The sequence below is a fragment of the Rhodoferax sp. GW821-FHT09E07 genome, assembly GCF_059416145.1.
Window position 1 is genome coordinate 472,534 of sequence record NZ_JBWKOP010000003.1, and the last position, 16,656, is coordinate 489,189.

Consider the following 16,656-nt stretch of genomic DNA (forward strand, 5'->3'; position numbering starts at 1 on the left):
ATGGTGCACGCTAGACCGCACACGCAAAGGAGACACCCATGGAGTTGAACATCAATGGCAAGGCGGTGACCGCCGACGCCCCGCCCGACATGCCCCTGCTGTGGGTGCTGCGCGATGTGCTGAACATGACGGGAACCAAGTTTGGATGCGGTGTGGCCGCCTGCGGTGCCTGTACCGTACATGTGGACGGCCAACCCGTCCGCTCCTGCGTGATGCCAGCCTCTGCCGTTGCTGGGCAAAAGATCACCACCATTGAAGCCCTGGGTACCCCCGACAAGCTGCACGCCCTGCAAGCCGCCTGGATTGCCGAGCAGGTGCCCCAATGCGGCTACTGCCAAAGCGGCATGCTGATGGCCGCCGCCGCCCTCTTGGCCCGCAAGCCCAAGCCCTCAGACGCGGACATCGACGAGGCCATGACCAACATCTGCCGCTGCGGTACCTACCAGCGCGTGCGCGCCGCCATCCACCGCGCGGCTGGCCAGCCCCAGGGAGCGGCAGCATGAAGCGCCGCACCTGGATACTGAGCGCCCTGGGCGCTACCGGTGCGCTGGTGGTGGGCTGGGGCCTGATGCCCCAGCGCTCGCGCCTGGGCGATGGTGCGCTGATGCTGCCGACCGAAGGCGAAGTGGGCCTGAACGGCTGGATCAAGATCGCCAGGGACGGCACCGTAGTGCTGGCCATGCCGCGCAGCGAAATGGGCCAGGGCGTGCATACCGCGCTGTCCATGCTGGTGGCCGAAGAACTGGATGTTCCCTTGGCCAAGGTGCGCTTGCAGCAGGCCGGGCCCGACACCCTGTATGGCAACGTGGTGATGCTCACGGCCACCCTGCCCTTCCACCCGCTGGAAACCGAGGGTGACAACCCGCCCGCCAAGGTGAAGCTGGGCCAATGGTTCGTCGGCAAGATTGCACGGGAACTGGGTATCAACGCCACCGGTGGCTCATCTAGCGTGGCCGATGCCTGGGAACCGCTACGCACTGCCGCAGCCCTGGCTCGCGCCAGTCTGCTGGAGGCCGCCGCCGCGCAGTGGAAGCTGCCGCGCACCGAACTGAAAATCCAGGACGGCGTGGTGCAGCATGCCTCCGGCAAGTCTGCCCACTTTGGTGAATTGGCCGCAGGCGCTGCCGGATTGAAGCCTACCGATGTAACACCCAAGGACCGCAAGGACTGGAAGCTGCTGGGCACTCCAGCGCCACGCCTGGACATTCCCGCCAAGACCAACGGCACGGCCCGCTTCGGGCTGGATGTGCGCCTGCCCGACATGCTGTTTGCCTCCATTCGCCTTGCCCCCCAGTTGGGTGGCACCGTGGGCTCGCTGGACAGCAAGGCCGCGCTGGCCATGCCAGGCATTGAGACCCTGGTACCGCTGGACGCCCTGGGTGGCTCCACCGCCGGGTTTGCGGTGGTCGGCAAGACTACCTGGCACGCACGCCAGGCGGTGCAAGCCGTCGAGGTGCAGTGGCAAGCCCCGGCCAACGGTGCGCTGGACACCCAGAAAATTAAGGAGCGCCTCAAAGCGGCACTGCAAACAGAAGACGGCTTTGCGTTCTACGACAAGGGCGATGCCAAGGCCGCTGAAGCTGCAGCGGCCAGCACTGTAGAGGCTGCTTACCAAGCACCCTACCTGGCCCACGCCACCATGGAGCCCATGAATTGCACGGCGCAGGTGAAAGACGGCGCTGTAGAGGTCTGGGCCCCTACCCAGGTGCCGGAAATGGCTCGCGCCATCGCCGCCAAGGTCGCAGGCGTGAAAGAAGACAAGGTGACGCTGCATGTGACGCTGCTGGGCGGTGGCTTTGGCCGCCGTCTGGAGGTGGACTACGTGGCCCAGGCCGTGCGCGTGGCGATAGCCTGCAAGGGCCACCCGGTACAACTGGCCTGGTCACGCGAGGAAGACACCACGCACGACTTCTACCGCCCCATGCACGTAGCCCAGCTGCGCGCATCCATCGACGGCCAAGGTCAGGTCAGCAGCCTGCGCATCAAGTCCGCAGGCGATGCCATCAGCCCGCGCTGGATGGCACGTGGGCTGCCAGCGCTGTCTGGCCCCATCGACATGCCCGACAAGACCACGGCCGAGGGCCTGTTTGACCTGCCCTACGGCTTTGCCAACCAGCACATGGCCCACGTGGCTACGCACATGGAGGTGCCGGTGGGCTTTTGGCGCTCGGTTGGGCATTCGCACAACGCGTTTTTCTCTGAGAGCTTTATTGACGAGCTGGCCGCACAAACCAAGCAAGACCCCGTGGCATTCCGTCTGGCCCTGCTGAAGGACGCGCCCCGCTACGCCGCAGTGTTGCAGCTGGCCGCCAACAAGGCGCGCTGGGGCAGCCCCTTGCCCGCCGGACAGGCGCGCGGAGTGGCGCTGCACGAGTCATTCGGCTCCATCGTTGCCGAGGTGGCCGAGGTGTCGCTGAAGAACGGCATTCCACGCGTGCACAAGGTGGTGTGTGCCATCGACTGCGGTACCGTGGTCAACCCCAACATCGTGGCACAACAGATGGAAAGTGCCGTGGTGTTTGGCCTGACGGCCGCGCTGTACAGCAAGATCGACATCAAGGACGGCGCGGTGCAGCAGACCAGCTTCCCCAGCTACCCCATAGTGCAGCTGGCCGCAGCCCCGGTGGTCGAGACCTGGCTGGTGCCCAGCACACGCCATCCCGGTGGCGTGGGCGAGCCTGGTGTGCCGCCTGTGGCACCTGCGGTGGCCAATGCACTATTTGCACTCACGGGCAAGCGCCAACGCACCCTGCCGCTGGTCACTGCGGCCTGAGCGTTTAAGGTGCCGCTGCGCCCGCAACCAAGCGGGCCAGCAAGCGGCCCGTTGCGTCTTCGAGTAGCAGCTGCCCATCTTGCAATCGCACCGTGCGGGTCGACTCCAGAGCCTTGAAGAAGCGGTCTTCCTGGCCTTGGGGCGCGGTCAGACACATCTTGCCAGTGGCAGCCAGGGGGCCCAGTGTCAAAGCCCCCTGCTCCACCACGGCGCGCCCCATGAAAGAATTGCATCCTCCGCTGCCAGCCAAGCGATCAGGGGCGGTCCACCGCAGTCGGGGCGCGGGGGCAGCCACACCGGCAATACCGTCGATATAGCTGGCCACCCATTCAGTCCCCTGCAACTGGGCACCGGACACCGGGCCCGCCTGCGGTTGCACCGGGGCAATGTCGCAGCCGGTCAACGCCAGCACCAGTACGGCCATGGCAACAGGTTTGAACGAGGTAAACAGCATGGTTGGGGTCCGGAGAATCGGGTGACAAAAGCCAATGGTAACCAGCACCGCGCCAACATCCCGCACAATCACGGTCTCCCGCGCTTCGAAATTATCCGTCTTCATGCCCACCCCCACTCCCGCTGCCACCGTAGCCACACCCCGCCTGTTCTGGGCCCTGCTGGCTCTGGCGCTGCTCGCTGCCCTGGTTCCCACTGTGTTTCCTGCGCTGGACTTGGCAGCCGCAGGCCTGTTCACTGGCGCACAGTCCGCCATCGCGTCGGGAGACTGGTGGTGGGTGCAAGGAATCAACCTGTACATCCCCGCCATTTTTCGCGGCGTCCTGGCGCTGTGTTTTGTGGGCTGGCTGGTGTCCACTTTCTCGGGACGCTGGAAGCAGCTCCGCCTGCCCCTGGCGTTTGTGGTGCTGGCAGGTATCGTCGGGCCCGGTGTGGTGGTGAATGCCGGGTTCAAAGACCACTGGGCGCGCGCACGGCCTTACCAAGTGGAGAACTTTGGTGGCACGCAGCAGTTCACGCGCGCCGCCGTCATGACCGACCAGTGCGACAACAACTGCTCCTTCGTGAGCGGCCACGTAGCCTGCGGTTTCTTTCTTACCACCCTGCTATTGGTGCATCGCCGCCGGCAAATCGCCTGGGCCGTGGTGGGCACGGCCAGCGGATTGGTGATTGGCTTCGCCCGCATGTCGGATGTGGCGCACTGGCTCAGCGATGTACTCTGGGCCTACCCCATTACTCTGGCAAGCAGCTGGTTGGTGTGGCGAGCCCTGCAATGGGCTTACCGGCGCTACGCGCCCTGAGTGCTGCGCAACCCCTGCTCAACATCCGGGTAACGCAGGGCCAGGCGCAGCTCCTGCTTCATACGCTGGTTCACCAAGCGACGTGATTCGCTCATGAAACTCAACAAGACCACGGGCAACTGCTCGCGTGCGCAGTCGCGAGCCACCCGGGGCGGACGAGGCAGGCCGTACAGATCGGCCGCCATATCGAAGTAGTCGCCCATCTTCAATTCAGAGTCATCACAGATGTTGTAGGTGCGCTGCGGAGCACCGCGCCACAGCGCCAGCCAGCAAGCGCGCGCCAAGTCGTCGGCATGGATGTGGTTGGTGTAAACGTCATCCTCCGCGCGCAGCACGGGCGTTCCCTTCAGTAATCGGGCATAGGGGGTTCCTCCCTCGCGGTTCGGCGCGTAAATGCCGGGAATGCGCAGGACGCTCAGCGGTACCCCGCTGGCCCGACCCCAGGTGCGCAGGGTTTGCTCCGCATGCACGCGGCGCTGGGCACGTGGCGTCTGCGCACCTGGCGTGCGCGTTTCGGCAACCCATTCGCCTTGGCAGTCGCCATACACACCGCTGGTCGATCCATAGACCGCATGCTGTGGGGCGCTGCGCCGACGCAGCGCCTGCCCCAATTGGCCCGCGCGGGGATCCGACCACCCCTCTGACGGCGGGGGTGCCAGGTAGACCACACGGTGGGCCACACCGGCCAGACGATTCAGCGTCGCGGCACGGTCCAGGTTGCCCAACAGCGGAACAGCACCCAGCGCACGCAGCTCCGGCACGCGCGCGGCACTGGAGGTCAGCGCTAGCCAGCGCACCGAGCGCTGGGCAGCCACCATGCGACCGCCCACGTCTCCACAGCCCACCACCAGGACACGTTGGCGTTTGAAGCGGGATGGCAGGGCACCAAGGGGGGATTGGATTGAGGGCAAAATCGGGGGCTAAAGACAGATTAGCCCTTGAGGATACCCAAAAGATGACCGCCCCTGCGGACGCCGCCACCACTTTCTCCGTCACCGTGCAGCCCAGCGGACGTACATTCAGCACCCAGGTCGATGAAACCATTTTGGCCGCCGGCATCCGCCAGGGGATTGGCCTGCCCTATGGGTGCAAGGACGGCGCTTGCGGTTCCTGCAAGTGCAAGCTGCTCTCAGGTTCGGTGCGGCATAGCCTGCACCAGGCCAAGGCGCTGAGCGAACAGGAAGAGGCCGCGGGCCTGGTGCTGACCTGCTGTGCCACGGCGCAAAGCGATGTGGTGCTGGAGTCGCGCCAAGTGACAGAGGCAGGGGCAATGCCCATCAAGAAAATGCCCACGCGCGTGACCACCATGCAGCGTGTGTCCAGCGACGTCATGGTGCTGCAACTGCAGCTACCGGCCAATGACAGCTTTGCCTACCGCGCGGGCCAGTACGTGGAATTCATCCTGCGCGACGGTGCACGGCGCAGCTACTCCATGGCCAACGCACCGGGCCAGGGCGCCGGCATGGAACTGCATATTCGCCACATGCCCGGTGGCAAGTTCACCGACCACGTGTTTGGCGCGATGAAGGAGAAAGAGATCTTGCGGCTGGAAGGGCCTTATGGCTCCTTCTTCCTGCGGGAAGACTCGGACAAGCCCATGATATTGCTCGCTTCCGGCACGGGTTTTGCCCCCGTGAAGGCCCTGCTGGAACACATGTTGGCCCAGGGCATTGCGCGGCCTGTGGCGCTGTACTGGGGCGGACGCCGACCTGCGGACCTGTACATGGACACCTGGGTGCGGGAAATGCAGCAGCGCATGCCGCATCTGGTCTACGTGCCCGTGGTGTCCAACGCGCTCCCCGAGGATGCATGGCAAGGGCGCACCGGCTTTGTACATCGCGCCGTGCTGGATGACCTGCCCGACCTCCGCGGGCATCAGGTGTATGCCTGCGGCGCACCGATTGTGGTGGACTCAGCCCGCACCGATTTTTGTGCACTTGCGGGCCTGCCAGACGAAGAGTTTTTTGCGGATGCGTTCACGTCGGAGGCCGACAAGGCACACGCCTGAAACAGCAGCGGGGCTAGAAGGCCCCGCTCGTCTTGTAGGTCGCTGGCTTACAGCTTGCCGTTCTTGCGATCACGCTTGCCGTCGTGGTTCAGGTCCACTTGGCGGTCATGCTTTTGGTAAGCAATGTCCCGGCTCTCCGCGCGTTGCAAATGGGCAATGCGCTTGCGCTCTTGGCCAGTAACTTTGCCATCGGCTTCGGCGCGGTCTTCCACCTTGTCAATCCGGGCCTCTCCGCGATTCAGACGACGCGCTTCACGCTTGGTAAGTTGGCCAGAATCCACGCCCTGTGCGATGCGCTTTTCCTGGTTCGTCTCCCGCTGGTCGATTCTGGGGGTGGCCAGCGGGTCTTTGGGTACAGGGCTTGCCGTTTGCGCAAACGCGGTGCCGGTCGCGACCAATACCAGACCAGCCAGCAAAGCGTGAATTTTCATCGTGAACTCCTGTAGAGGTTATGCATGGAATGGCTCCATGCTCCGTCAACGGGCCCACAGCATCTCCGTCTGACATCCCGAATGCAAAGTGCCGTAACCACTTGTATCCGGGATGCCAGTCAGGCTTATTCGCCCAGATAGGCGGCCCGCACCTTGGGATCGGTCAACATGTCGGTTCCCTTGCCCGTCATGGTGACGATGCCGGACTCCATGACATAACCGCGGTTGGCAATGGACAGCGCGCGGCTGGCGTTTTGTTCCACCAGCAACACGGTCACGCCCTGGGCGTACACGTCTTTCACCACTTCAAAGATCTTGTCGACCATGATGGGCGACAGGCCCATCGAGGGCTCATCCAGCAGCAGCACCTTGGGGCGGCTCATCAGTGCGCGGCCCATGGCCAGCATTTGTTGCTCACCGCCCGACATGGTGCCGGCCAGTTGGTCCTTGCGTTCGCGCAGACGGGGGAAAATAGTAAACATCTTCTCGATGTCAGCCAAGATACCGGCCTTGTCGGAGCGGATGTAGGCGCCCATCTGCAGGTTTTCGGTAATGGTCATGCGGGTGAACACACCGCGACCTTCCGGCACCATGGCCAGGCCTTGTTTGACCAAGTCCCATGGGCCCTGGCCCTTGATGCTTTTGCCCAGGTATTCGATGTCACCTGCGTTGATGGGCAAGATGCCGGTGATCGCTTTCATGGTGGTGGTCTTGCCCGCACCGTTGGAGCCGATCAGCGATACCAATTCGCCTTCATGGACTTCAAAATCCACACCTTTGACGGCCTGAATACCGCCATACGAGACCTTCAGGCCTTTTACTTTGAGCAGAGTCTGGGTTGTCATGCTAATTCCTTAGTGGCCGCTCGTGCCCAAGTAGGCCTCAATCACTTTTTCGTTTTTCTGTACATCGGCAGGCGTGCCTTCGGCAATCTGCTTGCCGTAGTCCAGCACCGTCACGCGGTCGCACAGGCCCATCACCAGCTTCACATCGTGCTCAATGAGCAGGATGGTGCGGTTGTCCTTGCGAATGCGGTCAATCAGTTCGCGCAACATGACCTTCTCGGTCGCGTTCATTCCGGCGGCCGGTTCGTCCAGGGCAATCAGTTGCGGGTCGGTTGCCAGTGCACGGGCAATTTCCAGGCGGCGCTGGTCGCCGTAGCTCAGCGTACGAGCCTTGTAGTCGGCAAATTTGCCGATGCCCACATAGTCCAGCAACTCCTGTGCGCGCTTGGCAATCGCCAGTTCTTCCGCCTTAAAACCAGGGGTACGGAACACGGCGCCCAGCAACCCGGAGTGGGTGCGAATGTGGCGACCCACCATCACGTTTTCCAACGCTGTCATTTCGGCGAACAGGCGGATGTTCTGGAAGGTGCGCGCGATACCGGCCTTGGCCACGGTGTGCACCGCAGTGGGCTGGTAGGGCTTGCCGGCCAGCTCGAAACTTCCGCTATCCGGCGTGTACAGGCCGGTCAACACGTTGAAGAAAGTGGTTTTGCCAGCGCCGTTGGGGCCAATCAGGCCGTAGACCTGGCCGCGTTCGATTTTGATGCCCACGTCACTCAGGGCTTGCAAACCGCCAAAGCGCTTGGATACGCCGGAGACGTTCAATACTGTATCTGTCATATGGATTCCGTTCTGTTGAGGGCCAGCGGGCTTGCACGCGGTGCGAAGCCGTGGCCCTGCAAAATTCAGGTTTTGGCGCTTTGCAAAGACTTGCCGTGTTCCGGCGAAGGCCAAAGCCCACGTGGACGCAACAGCATGACGCTGATCATGGCCAGCGCAATCAGCAGCTGGCGCAGGATGGACGCATCGAGGCGGCCACCGGTCATGGCTTGCAGAGGACCAGCCACGTAGCGCAACACCTCAGGCAAGGCGGACAGCAAGACGGCGCCCAAAATCACACCGGGCAAGTGACCCACGCCACCCAGCACGACCATGGCCACGATCATCACGGACTCCATGAGACTGAAGGATTCGGGCGAGATGAAGGTTTGGAACGAGGCGAACATGGCACCAGAAACACCACCGAACGTGGCACCCATGCCAAACGCCAGCAGCTTGGTATTTCGGGTATTGATGCCCATGGCCTTGGCAGCGATTTCGTCTTCACGAATGGCCATCCAGGCGCGGCCCACACGGGATAGCTCCAGGCGGTGGCAAATGATCACACTGACCACGACCAATACGAGGAACAGGTAGTAGTAAAGCGACACCGAGGACAGTTCAAAACCACCGACGGTGATGCGCTTGCCCAGGTTCAGCCCGAAAAAGTGCAGCGGATCAATCTGGTTGATCCCCTTGGGGCCATTGGTGATGTTGATGGGGTTGTCCAGGTTATTCATGAACACGCGGATGATTTCACCAAAGCCCAGGGTCACGATGGCCAGGTAGTCTCCGCGCAGGCGCAGTGTGGGCGCACCCAGCAAGATGCCGAACACGCCGGCCAAGCCCGCACCCAAGGGCAATATCACCCATAGCGGCGCATGCAAACCATCGGGAAACATGGCCGCAATGGCCGGGAAGTTGTCAGTCAGTTGGGACGAGGCCAGCAGACCATACATATAGGCGCCAATGGCGAAAAACGCCACATAACCCAAGTCCAGCAGACCGGCGTAGCCCACCACAATGTTCAGCCCGAGGGAGAGCAACACAAACAGCAAAGCCATGTCCACAATGCGGACCCAGGCGTTGCCAAAGCCCTGCAGCACCAGCGGCAGGATCAACAGGCCGGCAGCGGCCACCAGCATGGTGATCAGTCGTTTTTGAGAGTTCATCGGTTGGGTCTCCTTACGCACGATCGGCCACACGCTCACCCAGCAAGCCGGAGGGACGCAATGTCAACACGATGATCAGAACAATGAAAGCAAAAATATCGGAGTAGTGGCTGCCCAACACGCCGCCGGTCAGGGCGCCGATGTAGCCGGCACCGATCGACTCGATCAGGCCCAAAAGGATGGCGCCGACCACGGCACCTGCCAGGTTGCCGATGCCGCCGAACACAGCCGCCGTAAAGGCCTTGAGGCCCGGCAAGAAGCCCATGGCGTGCTGTGCGGTGCCGTAGTTGGAGGCATACATCACACCGGCGATAGCGGCCAGCACGGCACCAATAATGAAGGTGGCAGAAATCACCATGTCGGGCTTCACACCCATCAGGCCGGCCACACGGGGGTTTTCAGCCGTGGCACGCATGGCACGCCCCAGCTTGGTGTAGTTGACCAGCCACATCAGCAGCGCCAGCGACACGGCCGTCACGCCCAGAATCATCACCTGGGTCGGCGTGATCACCGCACCACCGATTTCAAACGGGGTGTTGGGCAAAAGCGTGGGGTAGGACTTGTAGTTGGGTTTCCAGATGATCATCGCCAACGTTTGCAGCAAGATGGACATGCCGATGGCGGTGATCAGCGGTGCCAGCTTGGGGCTGTTGCGCAGGGGACGGTAGGCCACTTTCTCAATGACAAAGTTGAGGGTAGCGGCCACCACGCAGGCAATGATGAGGGCCAGGAAAAGAATGATGAAGCCGGGGGTGCCGGGCATCGCATCCTGCATGAGGCCGATCATGGTCCAACTGGTCAGGGCCCCAACCATCACCACTTCGCCGTGGGCAAAGTTGATCAGGTTGATGATGCCGTACACCATCGTGTAGCCCAGCGCGATGAGCGCATACATGCTACCTAACACCAGACCGTTGATGATCTGCTGTATCAAAATATCCATAAAAACTCCGTTGTTCTTGGGTGCGAACGGCATGGCCGTCAACACTGGTGGCGTTAGACCATCGAAAGCAATAAGCCTGCCACGTCAGGTTCACTGGCGGTGCAGGCCAAAGCAGTGCCGGGATTCTAGCGGGGTCCCGTACACGGGTCTTTGCCCTTTGGGGTGGGTTTACCCTTGAAAAGTATGCAGATTCGGCAACACTTTCTGCATATTCATGCAGTATTAACTTTGCTTATGATTGCGCGCTTTGAGATCGCGTAACTTCTCACTGATACGAATCTCCAGCCCGCGCTCCACCGGTCTGTAGAAATTCGTACCAGTCATGCCATCCGGCAGGTACTGTTCGCCGGCTGCAAAACCATCTTCTTCATCATGCGCATAGCGGTAGCCCTTGCCGTAGTCCAGCTCTTTCATGAGCTTGGTGGGCGCATTGCGCAGGTGCATGGGCACCGGGCGGGTGCCGTCCTTCTTCACAAAGGCCTTGGCTTCGTTGAAGGCCTTGTAGACCGCGTTCGACTTGGGTGCCACGGCCAGGTAGACCACGCACTCGGCCAGTGCCAGCTCGCCCTCCGGACTGCCCAGGCGCTCGTACACATCGGCAGCATCCAGCGCCAAACGCAGGGCGCGCGGATCGGCCAGCCCGATGTCTTCAGCGGCCATGCGAATCAACCGACGCGCCATGTAGCGCGGGTCGGCACCGCCATCCAGCATCCGAACAAACCAGTAGAGCGAGGCATCGGGGTCTGAGCCGCGCACGCTTTTGTGCAGCGCAGAAATGGTGTCGTAGAACTGCTCTCCCCCTTTGTCGTAGCGGCGCATGCGCTCGCCCAGCACTTTGAGAAGCCAGACGTCGGTGATCTCGCCCACCTTTTCCTGCACGGCGGCCACTGCCAACGTTTCGAGCGTATTCAGCAGGCGGCGCGCATCACCATCGGCGTAGGCGACAAGACGTTCCTCTGCTGCGTTTTCAATAGCAGGAAGCCCACTGTTGACGAGGGCTTTGGCCACAATCTGCTTCAAGTCGCCCGCCGCCAGCGGTTGCAGCACATACACGGCAGCGCGTGACAACAAGGCCGAGTTCACCTCGAACGACGGATTTTCGGTGGTGGCGCCAATGAAGGTGAACAAGCCGCTCTCCACATGCGGCAAAAACGCGTCCTGTTGGCTCTTGTTGAAACGGTGCACCTCATCGACAAACACGATAGTGCGGCGCTGCTCCAGCCCGTCGCGCGCATGCTGGGCATGCTCCACCGCTTCACGGATGTCCTTGATGCCGCCCAGCACCGCGCTGATGGTGATGAATTGCGCATCAAAGGCATCGGCCATGAGCCGCGCAATGGTGGTCTTGCCCACGCCGGGCGGCCCCCAGAGGATGCAGCTGTGCGGCTGACCCGACTCAAAGGCCAGGCGCAGCGCCATGCCGTCGCCCAGCAGGTGCTGCTGACCAATCACCTCACCCAGCGTCTTGGGGCGAAGCAGTTCTGCCAGCGGCTGGTGCTTGGGAGGGGCGGTGGCCATCGGGCTGGCGGCTTACTGCCGCACGACATCCGCGCCCGCCGGCGGCTTGAACTGAAAGGCTGCGGCGCCCAGCGTCGCGTTGGGCTGGAAGCCCACAAAACTCAGCACCGAGCGCTGGCCAAAACTGTCCAGGATTTCCAGCACCGCCAGCTGGTCTTGTTTGAAGCCCACACGCACTTGCTGTAGCTGGCTGTCCTTGGTCTTGGGCGTGCCTTGCACCCACTGCAGGCCATCCTTGTCCGGCGCATCGGCCAAGGCAAAGTCCGCTTGCAGGGCTTTCAAATCGGGCGCCGCTGCAATCAGTGCGGCGGGCGTGGAGCCCAGTGCCGCAGACTGTTTGCGCGCGGTGACTTGGTTCAGGTCCACGTCATACAGCCAGAGCGTCTGGCCATCAGCCACGATGGTTTGTTCAAACGGCTTTTTGTAGACGAACTTGAAGCGGCTGGGGCGCGCAAACTCGAAGCTACCGCTCGACGTTTTGCTGCGTGCGGTCTGCCCCTCCTTGGCCGGCGCGGTCACCACCTGGGTGAAATCGGCCTTGCCGCTCTTCACCGTCTTCACAAACGACTCCAGGCTTTCCAACCCTCCAGCCCCCGCCGATATTGCGTTAGCCGCTATAAAAATAAGAGCAATTTGTTTGATCATAGGTTTACTCACTGCGCGCAGGAACCAGAATCTCGCGCTGGCCACTGCCGCTCATGGCGCTCACCAAGCCGGCCTTCTCCATGTCTTCCACCAGCCGTGCGGCGCGGTTGTAGCCAATCTTGAGGTGGCGCTGCACCAGCGAGATGCTGGCCTTGCGGTTCTTCAGTACCACTTCCACGGCCTGGTCGTACATCGGGTCTTTCTCACCGCTGGCATCACCGCCGCCCTCGCCATCTTCGCCGTCCACCGTGCCGCCTTCGAGCACGCCGTCGATGTAATCGGGCTCGCCCTGGCTCTTGAGGTAGCTCACCACACGGTGCACTTCCTCGTCACTCACAAACGCGCCGTGCACGCGGATCGGCAGGCCAGTACCGCTAGGCATGTAGAGCATGTCGCCCATGCCCAGCAGGGCTTCGGCGCCCATCTGGTCCAGGATGGTGCGGCTGTCGATCTTGCTGCTGACCTGGAAAGCAATGCGGGTCGGGATGTTGGCCTTGATCAGCCCAGTGATCACGTCCACACTGGGGCGTTGCGTCGCCAGGATCAAGTGGATACCGGCAGCACGCGCCTTCTGCGCCAGGCGCGCAATCAGCTCTTCAATCTTCTTGCCCACCACCATCATCAGGTCGGCCAGCTCGTCGATCACCACCACGATGTGCGGCAGGCGGTTCAGCGGCTCGGGGCTCTCGGGCGTGAGGCTGAAGGGGTTGTAGATGAACTCGCCCTTGGCCTTGGCGTCGTCAATCTTGGTGTTGAAGCCCGCCAGGTTGCGCACGCCCATCTTGCTCATGAGCTTGTAGCGCTTCTCCATCTCGGCCACGCACCAGTTCAGGCCATGCGCCGCCTGGCGCATGTCGGTCACCACGGGCGCCAACAAGTGCGGAATGCCTTCGTACACCGACATTTCCAGCATCTTGGGATCGATCATCAAGAGACGCACATCGCGGGCTTCTGCCTTGTACAGCAAGGACAAAATCATCGCGTTGATACCAACGGACTTGCCGGAGCCCGTGGTACCCGCCACCAGCACGTGCGGCATCTTGGCCAGATCGGCCACGATGGGGTTGCCAATGATGTCCTTGCCTAGGCCCATGGTCAGCAGGCTCTTGGCTTCGTTGTACACCTGCGAACCCAAAATCTCGGAGAGCTTGATGCTCTGTCGCTTGGCGTTGGGCAGCTCCAGCGCCATGTAGTTCTTGCCGGGGATGGTTTCCACCACGCGGATGGACACCAGGCTCAGCGAGCGCGCCAGGTCCTTGGCCAACCCCACGATCTGCGAGCCCTTCACACCCGTGGCGGGTTCGATCTCGTAGCGCGTAATCACCGGGCCCGGCTGGGCCAACACCACACGCACCTCTACGCCGAAGTCCTTGAGCTTCTTCTCGATCATGCGGCTGGTCATTTCCAGCGTCTCGGGCGCCACGGTTTCCTGGCGCAGCTGCGCGCCGTCCAGCAAATCAACCTGCGGCAGCTTGCTGTCGGGCATTTCCACGAACAGCGGCTTCTGGCGCTCCTTGGCCACACGCTCGCTGCGCGGCGGCTCCACGATCACAGGTTCGATCAGCACCGGCGTGGGATGGTGAATCACCTCTTCCTCGCGCTCTTCCAGGAACACCTCTTCGCGCTCACGCACCGCCAGTTGGCCCAGTTCACGGTCCTGCGCGGCTTCGATCTTTTCGCGGCGGGATTCGATCAGCCCGTCCAGCAACGCCCCGATGCGCTCGGCAGCGCGCGTCCAGGAAAACCCGAACACCCAAGCTGCACCCACCAAGCCCAGCACAATGGCCACCAAGCCAGCGCCAGCAAAGCCCAGCCACTGCACACTCCAGGGTCCGACCAACCGGCCAATGGCGCCACCACTGGTACCCGGCAAATGGTTTTCCCAACGGTACAGACGCGCCCATTCCAGCGACGTGCTGGCGTACACGAGCAAAAGCAGACCACCCCAAAAAATCCAGCGCCCGCCACGCGTGGGCCCATGGGCTGCTCGGTTTACCGCATCAGGCGATTCGCTACGCAGGCGCACGGCCAGCAAAGAGAGCCAAATACGCCATCCCGCAGCGACACACCACCAAACGGAATAGCCAAACACAAAATAGCTCATGTCAGCCAGCCACGCCCCCAGGCGCCCGCCATGGTTGGCAATCGGCTGGCCCGTACCCGACGTAGACCAGGCTGCGTCTTGCGGCGAATAGCTCAGCAGCGCAATGAGCCACAAAGCCAGCGCTACAAAACCGGCCACCAGGGCGAGTTCACTGGCAAAGCGCACGACACCGGTAGGCGGTTCAGGCGCCTCACGGGCGGAAGACTGAAGGGTGTGAAGTGAATAAGTCATGGTGCAAGCCAGTAATGCACCGGCAGAAAAAGCATGGGGGTCAACGGGGTTTGGAACGGCGTTCCCACACGCGCATTCCACCGTCTTTGAGCGTTTTGACGAAGCCTTGCTCTTCAAAATCCTTCATCACGCGGCTGACCATTTCGCGGGACGCCCCCACCATCTTGGCCAGATCCAGGCGCGAGATCTTGTCGCGGATCAGCAGTTCCCCGCGCTCGTTGGGTTCAGCAGCGTCCAGCAGCACATTGGCCACACGGCCATACACGCCCATAAGCGCCAGCGAAACAATCTTCTGGTCCGCATTGCGCAGGCGCTGTACCAGACCCCGCATGACAGCCGCCGCAATAGCCGTGTTCTCCGTCACGCAGCGGGTAAAGTCCTCGCGGCCCAGGATCAACAGGTCCATCTGGGTGTCGGCAACCACGGTGGCCGAGTGCGGCTCGTTGTCAATCAGGCTCATCTCGCCAATGTAGTCACCCGCCTTCAGCGTGGCCAAAATCACTTCTCGCCCTTTGCTATCAGTCATCACGACATGGGCACGACCGGCGAGGATCAGGTGCAGTGCATGGGAGGTCGCCCCCTGTTCCACGATATTGACGCCGCGCTTGACGCGCTGCTTGTCGACGTTGGCCGCCAGCGAATCCACCTGCGCAGGAGTCAACATGGAAAACAGGGGCACCCTGCGTATCAATTCCTGGTTGCTCAGCATTGCCATTCAACGGTTCCCTGAACTTTTAAATCCTGTTTCTTACAATCAGCGGGCTAAAGGGTGAATAGCCCGCCGCGTTTGACGCTTTCCCACTTGATCCGGAGAGCGACGCCCCGAACTGTACACGGCACGGCCGGTCAATTCGATCCTCGACAACAAAGGTTACAACATGTCCAACACCAAGCACGCCAAGGTCCTGATTCTGGGGTCTGGCCCTGCAGGTTACACCGCCGCAGTTTACGCAGCCCGCGCCAACCTGAACCCGGTGCTGATCACCGGCATGGCCCAGGGCGGCCAGCTGATGACCACCACCGAGGTGGACAACTGGCCCGCCGACGTGGCCGGCGTGCAAGGCCCGGAGCTGATGCAGCGCTTTCTGGAGCACGCTGAACGTTTCAAAACCGAAGTGGTCTTTGACCATATTGGTGCTGTGGACCTGTCCAAGCGCCCGTTCACCTTGACCGGAGACAGCGGCACCTACACCTGCGATTCGCTGATCATATCTACCGGCGCCTCGGCCAAGTACCTGGGCCTGCCCTCCGAGACAGCCTTCATGGGCCGCGGCGTCTCCGGCTGCGCCACTTGCGACGGTTTCTTCTACCGCAACGAGATTTGCTGTGTGGTGGGCGGCGGCAACACCGCCGTGGAAGAAGCGCTATACCTCTCCAACATCGCCAGCAAGGTCTACCTGGTGCACCGCCGCGACAAGTTCAAAGCAGAGCCCATCCTGGTCGACAAGCTGATGGAAAAGGTTGCCGCGGGCAAGATCGAACTCAAGACCTTCAAAACCCTGGACGAAGTGCTGGGCGACGCCTCAGGCGTAACCGGCATCCGCCTCAAGAGCGTGCACGATGGCAGTACTGAAGACATCACCCTCAAGGGCTGCTTCATCGCCATCGGCCACTCGCCCAACACCGACATCTTCCAAGGCCAGTTGGAGCTGGAAAACGGCTACATCGTGACCCAGGGCGGTCTGAAAGGCTTTGCCACCCAAACCAGCATCCCCGGCGTGTTTGCAGCCGGCGACGTGCAGGACCATGTGTACCGCCAGGCCATTACCAGCGCAGGCACCGGCTGCATGGCGGCCCTGGACGCACAGCGTTTTCTGGAACAAGACTGAGCCAATTGCGGCCTCCGGGCCAAAACGGCTATAATTTGAGGCTTTGCTGCGTTCGCCCCGTGAGGGGCCTGCCCGTAATTGGGAGCGCAGTGAGTTCCGCCCTAGCAAAAGGCGGGGGGTTACCGCCACCCTTTTTCATGGCGAG

Annotated in this window: 16 protein-coding genes; 5 read left to right on the forward strand and 11 right to left on the reverse strand. The window is 62.0% G+C overall.

What is annotated here, in order from left to right; all coding sequences use genetic code 11:
* Window positions 1–38: 38 nt before the first annotated feature.
* A complete protein-coding gene (locus tag AC07OE_RS08030; RefSeq protein ID WP_495070033.1) occupies window positions 39–503 on the forward strand; it encodes a (2Fe-2S)-binding protein in 465 nt (154 codons plus the stop codon).
* Window positions 500–2,773, forward strand: coding sequence for a xanthine dehydrogenase family protein molybdopterin-binding subunit (locus AC07OE_RS08035; RefSeq protein ID WP_495070034.1), 2,274 nt, complete (start codon window positions 500–502; stop codon window positions 2,771–2,773). The genes AC07OE_RS08030 and AC07OE_RS08035 overlap by 4 nt, the downstream gene beginning before the upstream one ends.
* A 4-nt stretch (window positions 2,774–2,777) precedes the next feature.
* Here AC07OE_RS08035 and AC07OE_RS08040 read toward each other — a convergent pair whose 3' ends face one another.
* Window positions 2,778–3,227 carry an META domain-containing protein gene (locus tag AC07OE_RS08040; RefSeq protein WP_495070035.1) on the reverse strand — a complete coding sequence of 150 codons (450 nt, stop codon included), beginning with the start codon at window positions 3,225–3,227 and terminating at the stop codon, window positions 2,778–2,780.
* Window positions 3,228–3,330: 103 nt separating this feature from the next.
* Between AC07OE_RS08040 and AC07OE_RS08045 the strand changes: the two genes are divergently transcribed.
* Entirely contained in the window at window positions 3,331–4,026 is a 696-nt protein-coding gene (locus tag AC07OE_RS08045; RefSeq protein ID WP_495070036.1) for a phosphatase PAP2 family protein, read from the forward strand.
* Here AC07OE_RS08045 and AC07OE_RS08050 read toward each other — a convergent pair.
* A complete protein-coding gene (locus AC07OE_RS08050; RefSeq protein ID WP_495070037.1) occupies window positions 4,014–4,937 on the reverse strand; it encodes an SDR family oxidoreductase in 924 nt (307 codons plus the stop codon). The genes AC07OE_RS08045 and AC07OE_RS08050 overlap by 13 nt on opposite strands.
* Window positions 4,938–4,981: 44 nt before the next feature.
* On the opposite strand from AC07OE_RS08050, the gene AC07OE_RS08055 reads away from it, so the two are divergent.
* The gene (locus tag AC07OE_RS08055) at window positions 4,982–6,034 is read left to right on the forward strand and encodes a CDP-6-deoxy-delta-3,4-glucoseen reductase (protein WP_495070038.1); all 1,053 of its coding nucleotides are present in this window, start codon (window positions 4,982–4,984) and stop codon (window positions 6,032–6,034) included.
* 47 nt (window positions 6,035–6,081) lie between these two features.
* Here the strand turns inward: AC07OE_RS08055 and AC07OE_RS08060 are convergent, their stop codons facing one another.
* From AC07OE_RS08060 to AC07OE_RS08100, 9 genes are all read right to left on the reverse strand, one after another.
* Entirely contained in the window at window positions 6,082–6,465 is a 384-nt protein-coding gene (locus tag AC07OE_RS08060; RefSeq protein WP_495070039.1) for a hypothetical protein, read from the reverse strand.
* A gap of 125 nt (window positions 6,466–6,590) precedes the next feature.
* Window positions 6,591–7,310: an ABC transporter ATP-binding protein gene (locus tag AC07OE_RS08065; RefSeq protein ID WP_495070040.1), complete on the reverse strand. Its 720-nt coding sequence runs from the start codon at window positions 7,308–7,310 to the stop codon at window positions 6,591–6,593.
* Between the two features lie 9 nt (window positions 7,311–7,319).
* On the reverse strand, window positions 7,320–8,090 hold the full coding sequence (locus AC07OE_RS08070; protein WP_495070041.1) for an ABC transporter ATP-binding protein: 771 nt from the start codon (window positions 8,088–8,090) through the stop codon (window positions 7,320–7,322).
* 65 nt (window positions 8,091–8,155) lie between these two features.
* Window positions 8,156–9,241 (reverse strand): branched-chain amino acid ABC transporter permease, encoded by a 1,086-nt coding sequence (locus tag AC07OE_RS08075; RefSeq protein WP_495070042.1) that lies wholly within the window; start codon window positions 9,239–9,241, stop codon window positions 8,156–8,158.
* A 13-nt stretch (window positions 9,242–9,254) separates the two neighbouring features.
* The gene (locus AC07OE_RS08080) at window positions 9,255–10,184 is read right to left on the reverse strand and encodes a branched-chain amino acid ABC transporter permease (RefSeq protein ID WP_495070043.1); all 930 of its coding nucleotides are present in this window, start codon (window positions 10,182–10,184) and stop codon (window positions 9,255–9,257) included.
* A 222-nt stretch (window positions 10,185–10,406) separates the two neighbouring features.
* Complete coding sequence (locus AC07OE_RS08085; RefSeq protein WP_495070044.1) at window positions 10,407–11,702, reverse strand: replication-associated recombination protein A; 1,296 nt, start codon at window positions 11,700–11,702, stop codon at window positions 10,407–10,409.
* A gap of 12 nt (window positions 11,703–11,714) precedes the next feature.
* Complete coding sequence (gene lolA / locus AC07OE_RS08090; RefSeq protein ID WP_495070045.1) at window positions 11,715–12,347, reverse strand: outer membrane lipoprotein periplasmic chaperone LolA; 633 nt, start codon at window positions 12,345–12,347, stop codon at window positions 11,715–11,717.
* Between the two features lie 4 nt (window positions 12,348–12,351).
* On the reverse strand, window positions 12,352–14,682 hold the full coding sequence (locus tag AC07OE_RS08095; RefSeq protein WP_495070046.1) for a DNA translocase FtsK: 2,331 nt from the start codon (window positions 14,680–14,682) through the stop codon (window positions 12,352–12,354).
* Window positions 14,683–14,722: 40 nt separating this feature from the next.
* On the reverse strand, window positions 14,723–15,397 hold the full coding sequence (locus AC07OE_RS08100) for a Crp/Fnr family transcriptional regulator (protein WP_495070047.1): 675 nt from the start codon (window positions 15,395–15,397) through the stop codon (window positions 14,723–14,725).
* Window positions 15,398–15,560: 163 nt separating this feature from the next.
* Between AC07OE_RS08100 and trxB the strand changes: the two genes are divergently transcribed.
* Window positions 15,561–16,511, forward strand: a complete 951-nt coding sequence (gene trxB, locus AC07OE_RS08105) for a thioredoxin-disulfide reductase (protein WP_495070048.1) — start codon at window positions 15,561–15,563, stop codon at window positions 16,509–16,511.
* Window positions 16,512–16,656: the final 145 nt, after the last annotated feature.

What these genes read in the sequence shown, in the direction of transcription:
- AC07OE_RS08065 (WP_495070040.1), bottom strand. Translation starts at nt 7,310, where the DNA reads ATGACAACCCAGACTCTGCTCAAAGTAAAAGGCCTGAAGGTCTCGTAT.
- AC07OE_RS08030 (WP_495070033.1), top strand. Translation starts at nt 39, where the DNA reads ATGGAGTTGAACATCAATGGCAAGGCGGTGACCGCCGACGCCCCGCCC.
- lolA (WP_495070045.1), bottom strand. Translation starts at nt 12,347, where the DNA reads ATGATCAAACAAATTGCTCTTATTTTTATAGCGGCTAACGCAATATCG.
- AC07OE_RS08085 (WP_495070044.1), bottom strand. Translation starts at nt 11,702, where the DNA reads ATGGCCACCGCCCCTCCCAAGCACCAGCCGCTGGCAGAACTGCTTCGC.
- AC07OE_RS08035 (WP_495070034.1), top strand. Translation starts at nt 500, where the DNA reads ATGAAGCGCCGCACCTGGATACTGAGCGCCCTGGGCGCTACCGGTGCG.
- trxB (WP_495070048.1), top strand. Translation starts at nt 15,561, where the DNA reads ATGTCCAACACCAAGCACGCCAAGGTCCTGATTCTGGGGTCTGGCCCT.
- AC07OE_RS08100 (WP_495070047.1), bottom strand. Translation starts at nt 15,397, where the DNA reads ATGGCAATGCTGAGCAACCAGGAATTGATACGCAGGGTGCCCCTGTTT.
- AC07OE_RS08045 (WP_495070036.1), top strand. Translation starts at nt 3,331, where the DNA reads ATGCCCACCCCCACTCCCGCTGCCACCGTAGCCACACCCCGCCTGTTC.
- AC07OE_RS08055 (WP_495070038.1), top strand. Translation starts at nt 4,982, where the DNA reads ATGACCGCCCCTGCGGACGCCGCCACCACTTTCTCCGTCACCGTGCAG.
- AC07OE_RS08060 (WP_495070039.1), bottom strand. Translation starts at nt 6,465, where the DNA reads ATGAAAATTCACGCTTTGCTGGCTGGTCTGGTATTGGTCGCGACCGGC.
- AC07OE_RS08080 (WP_495070043.1), bottom strand. Translation starts at nt 10,184, where the DNA reads ATGGATATTTTGATACAGCAGATCATCAACGGTCTGGTGTTAGGTAGC.
- AC07OE_RS08040 (WP_495070035.1), bottom strand. Translation starts at nt 3,227, where the DNA reads ATGCTGTTTACCTCGTTCAAACCTGTTGCCATGGCCGTACTGGTGCTG.
- AC07OE_RS08075 (WP_495070042.1), bottom strand. Translation starts at nt 9,241, where the DNA reads ATGAACTCTCAAAAACGACTGATCACCATGCTGGTGGCCGCTGCCGGC.
- AC07OE_RS08070 (WP_495070041.1), bottom strand. Translation starts at nt 8,090, where the DNA reads ATGACAGATACAGTATTGAACGTCTCCGGCGTATCCAAGCGCTTTGGC.
- AC07OE_RS08095 (WP_495070046.1), bottom strand. Translation starts at nt 14,682, where the DNA reads ATGACTTATTCACTTCACACCCTTCAGTCTTCCGCCCGTGAGGCGCCT.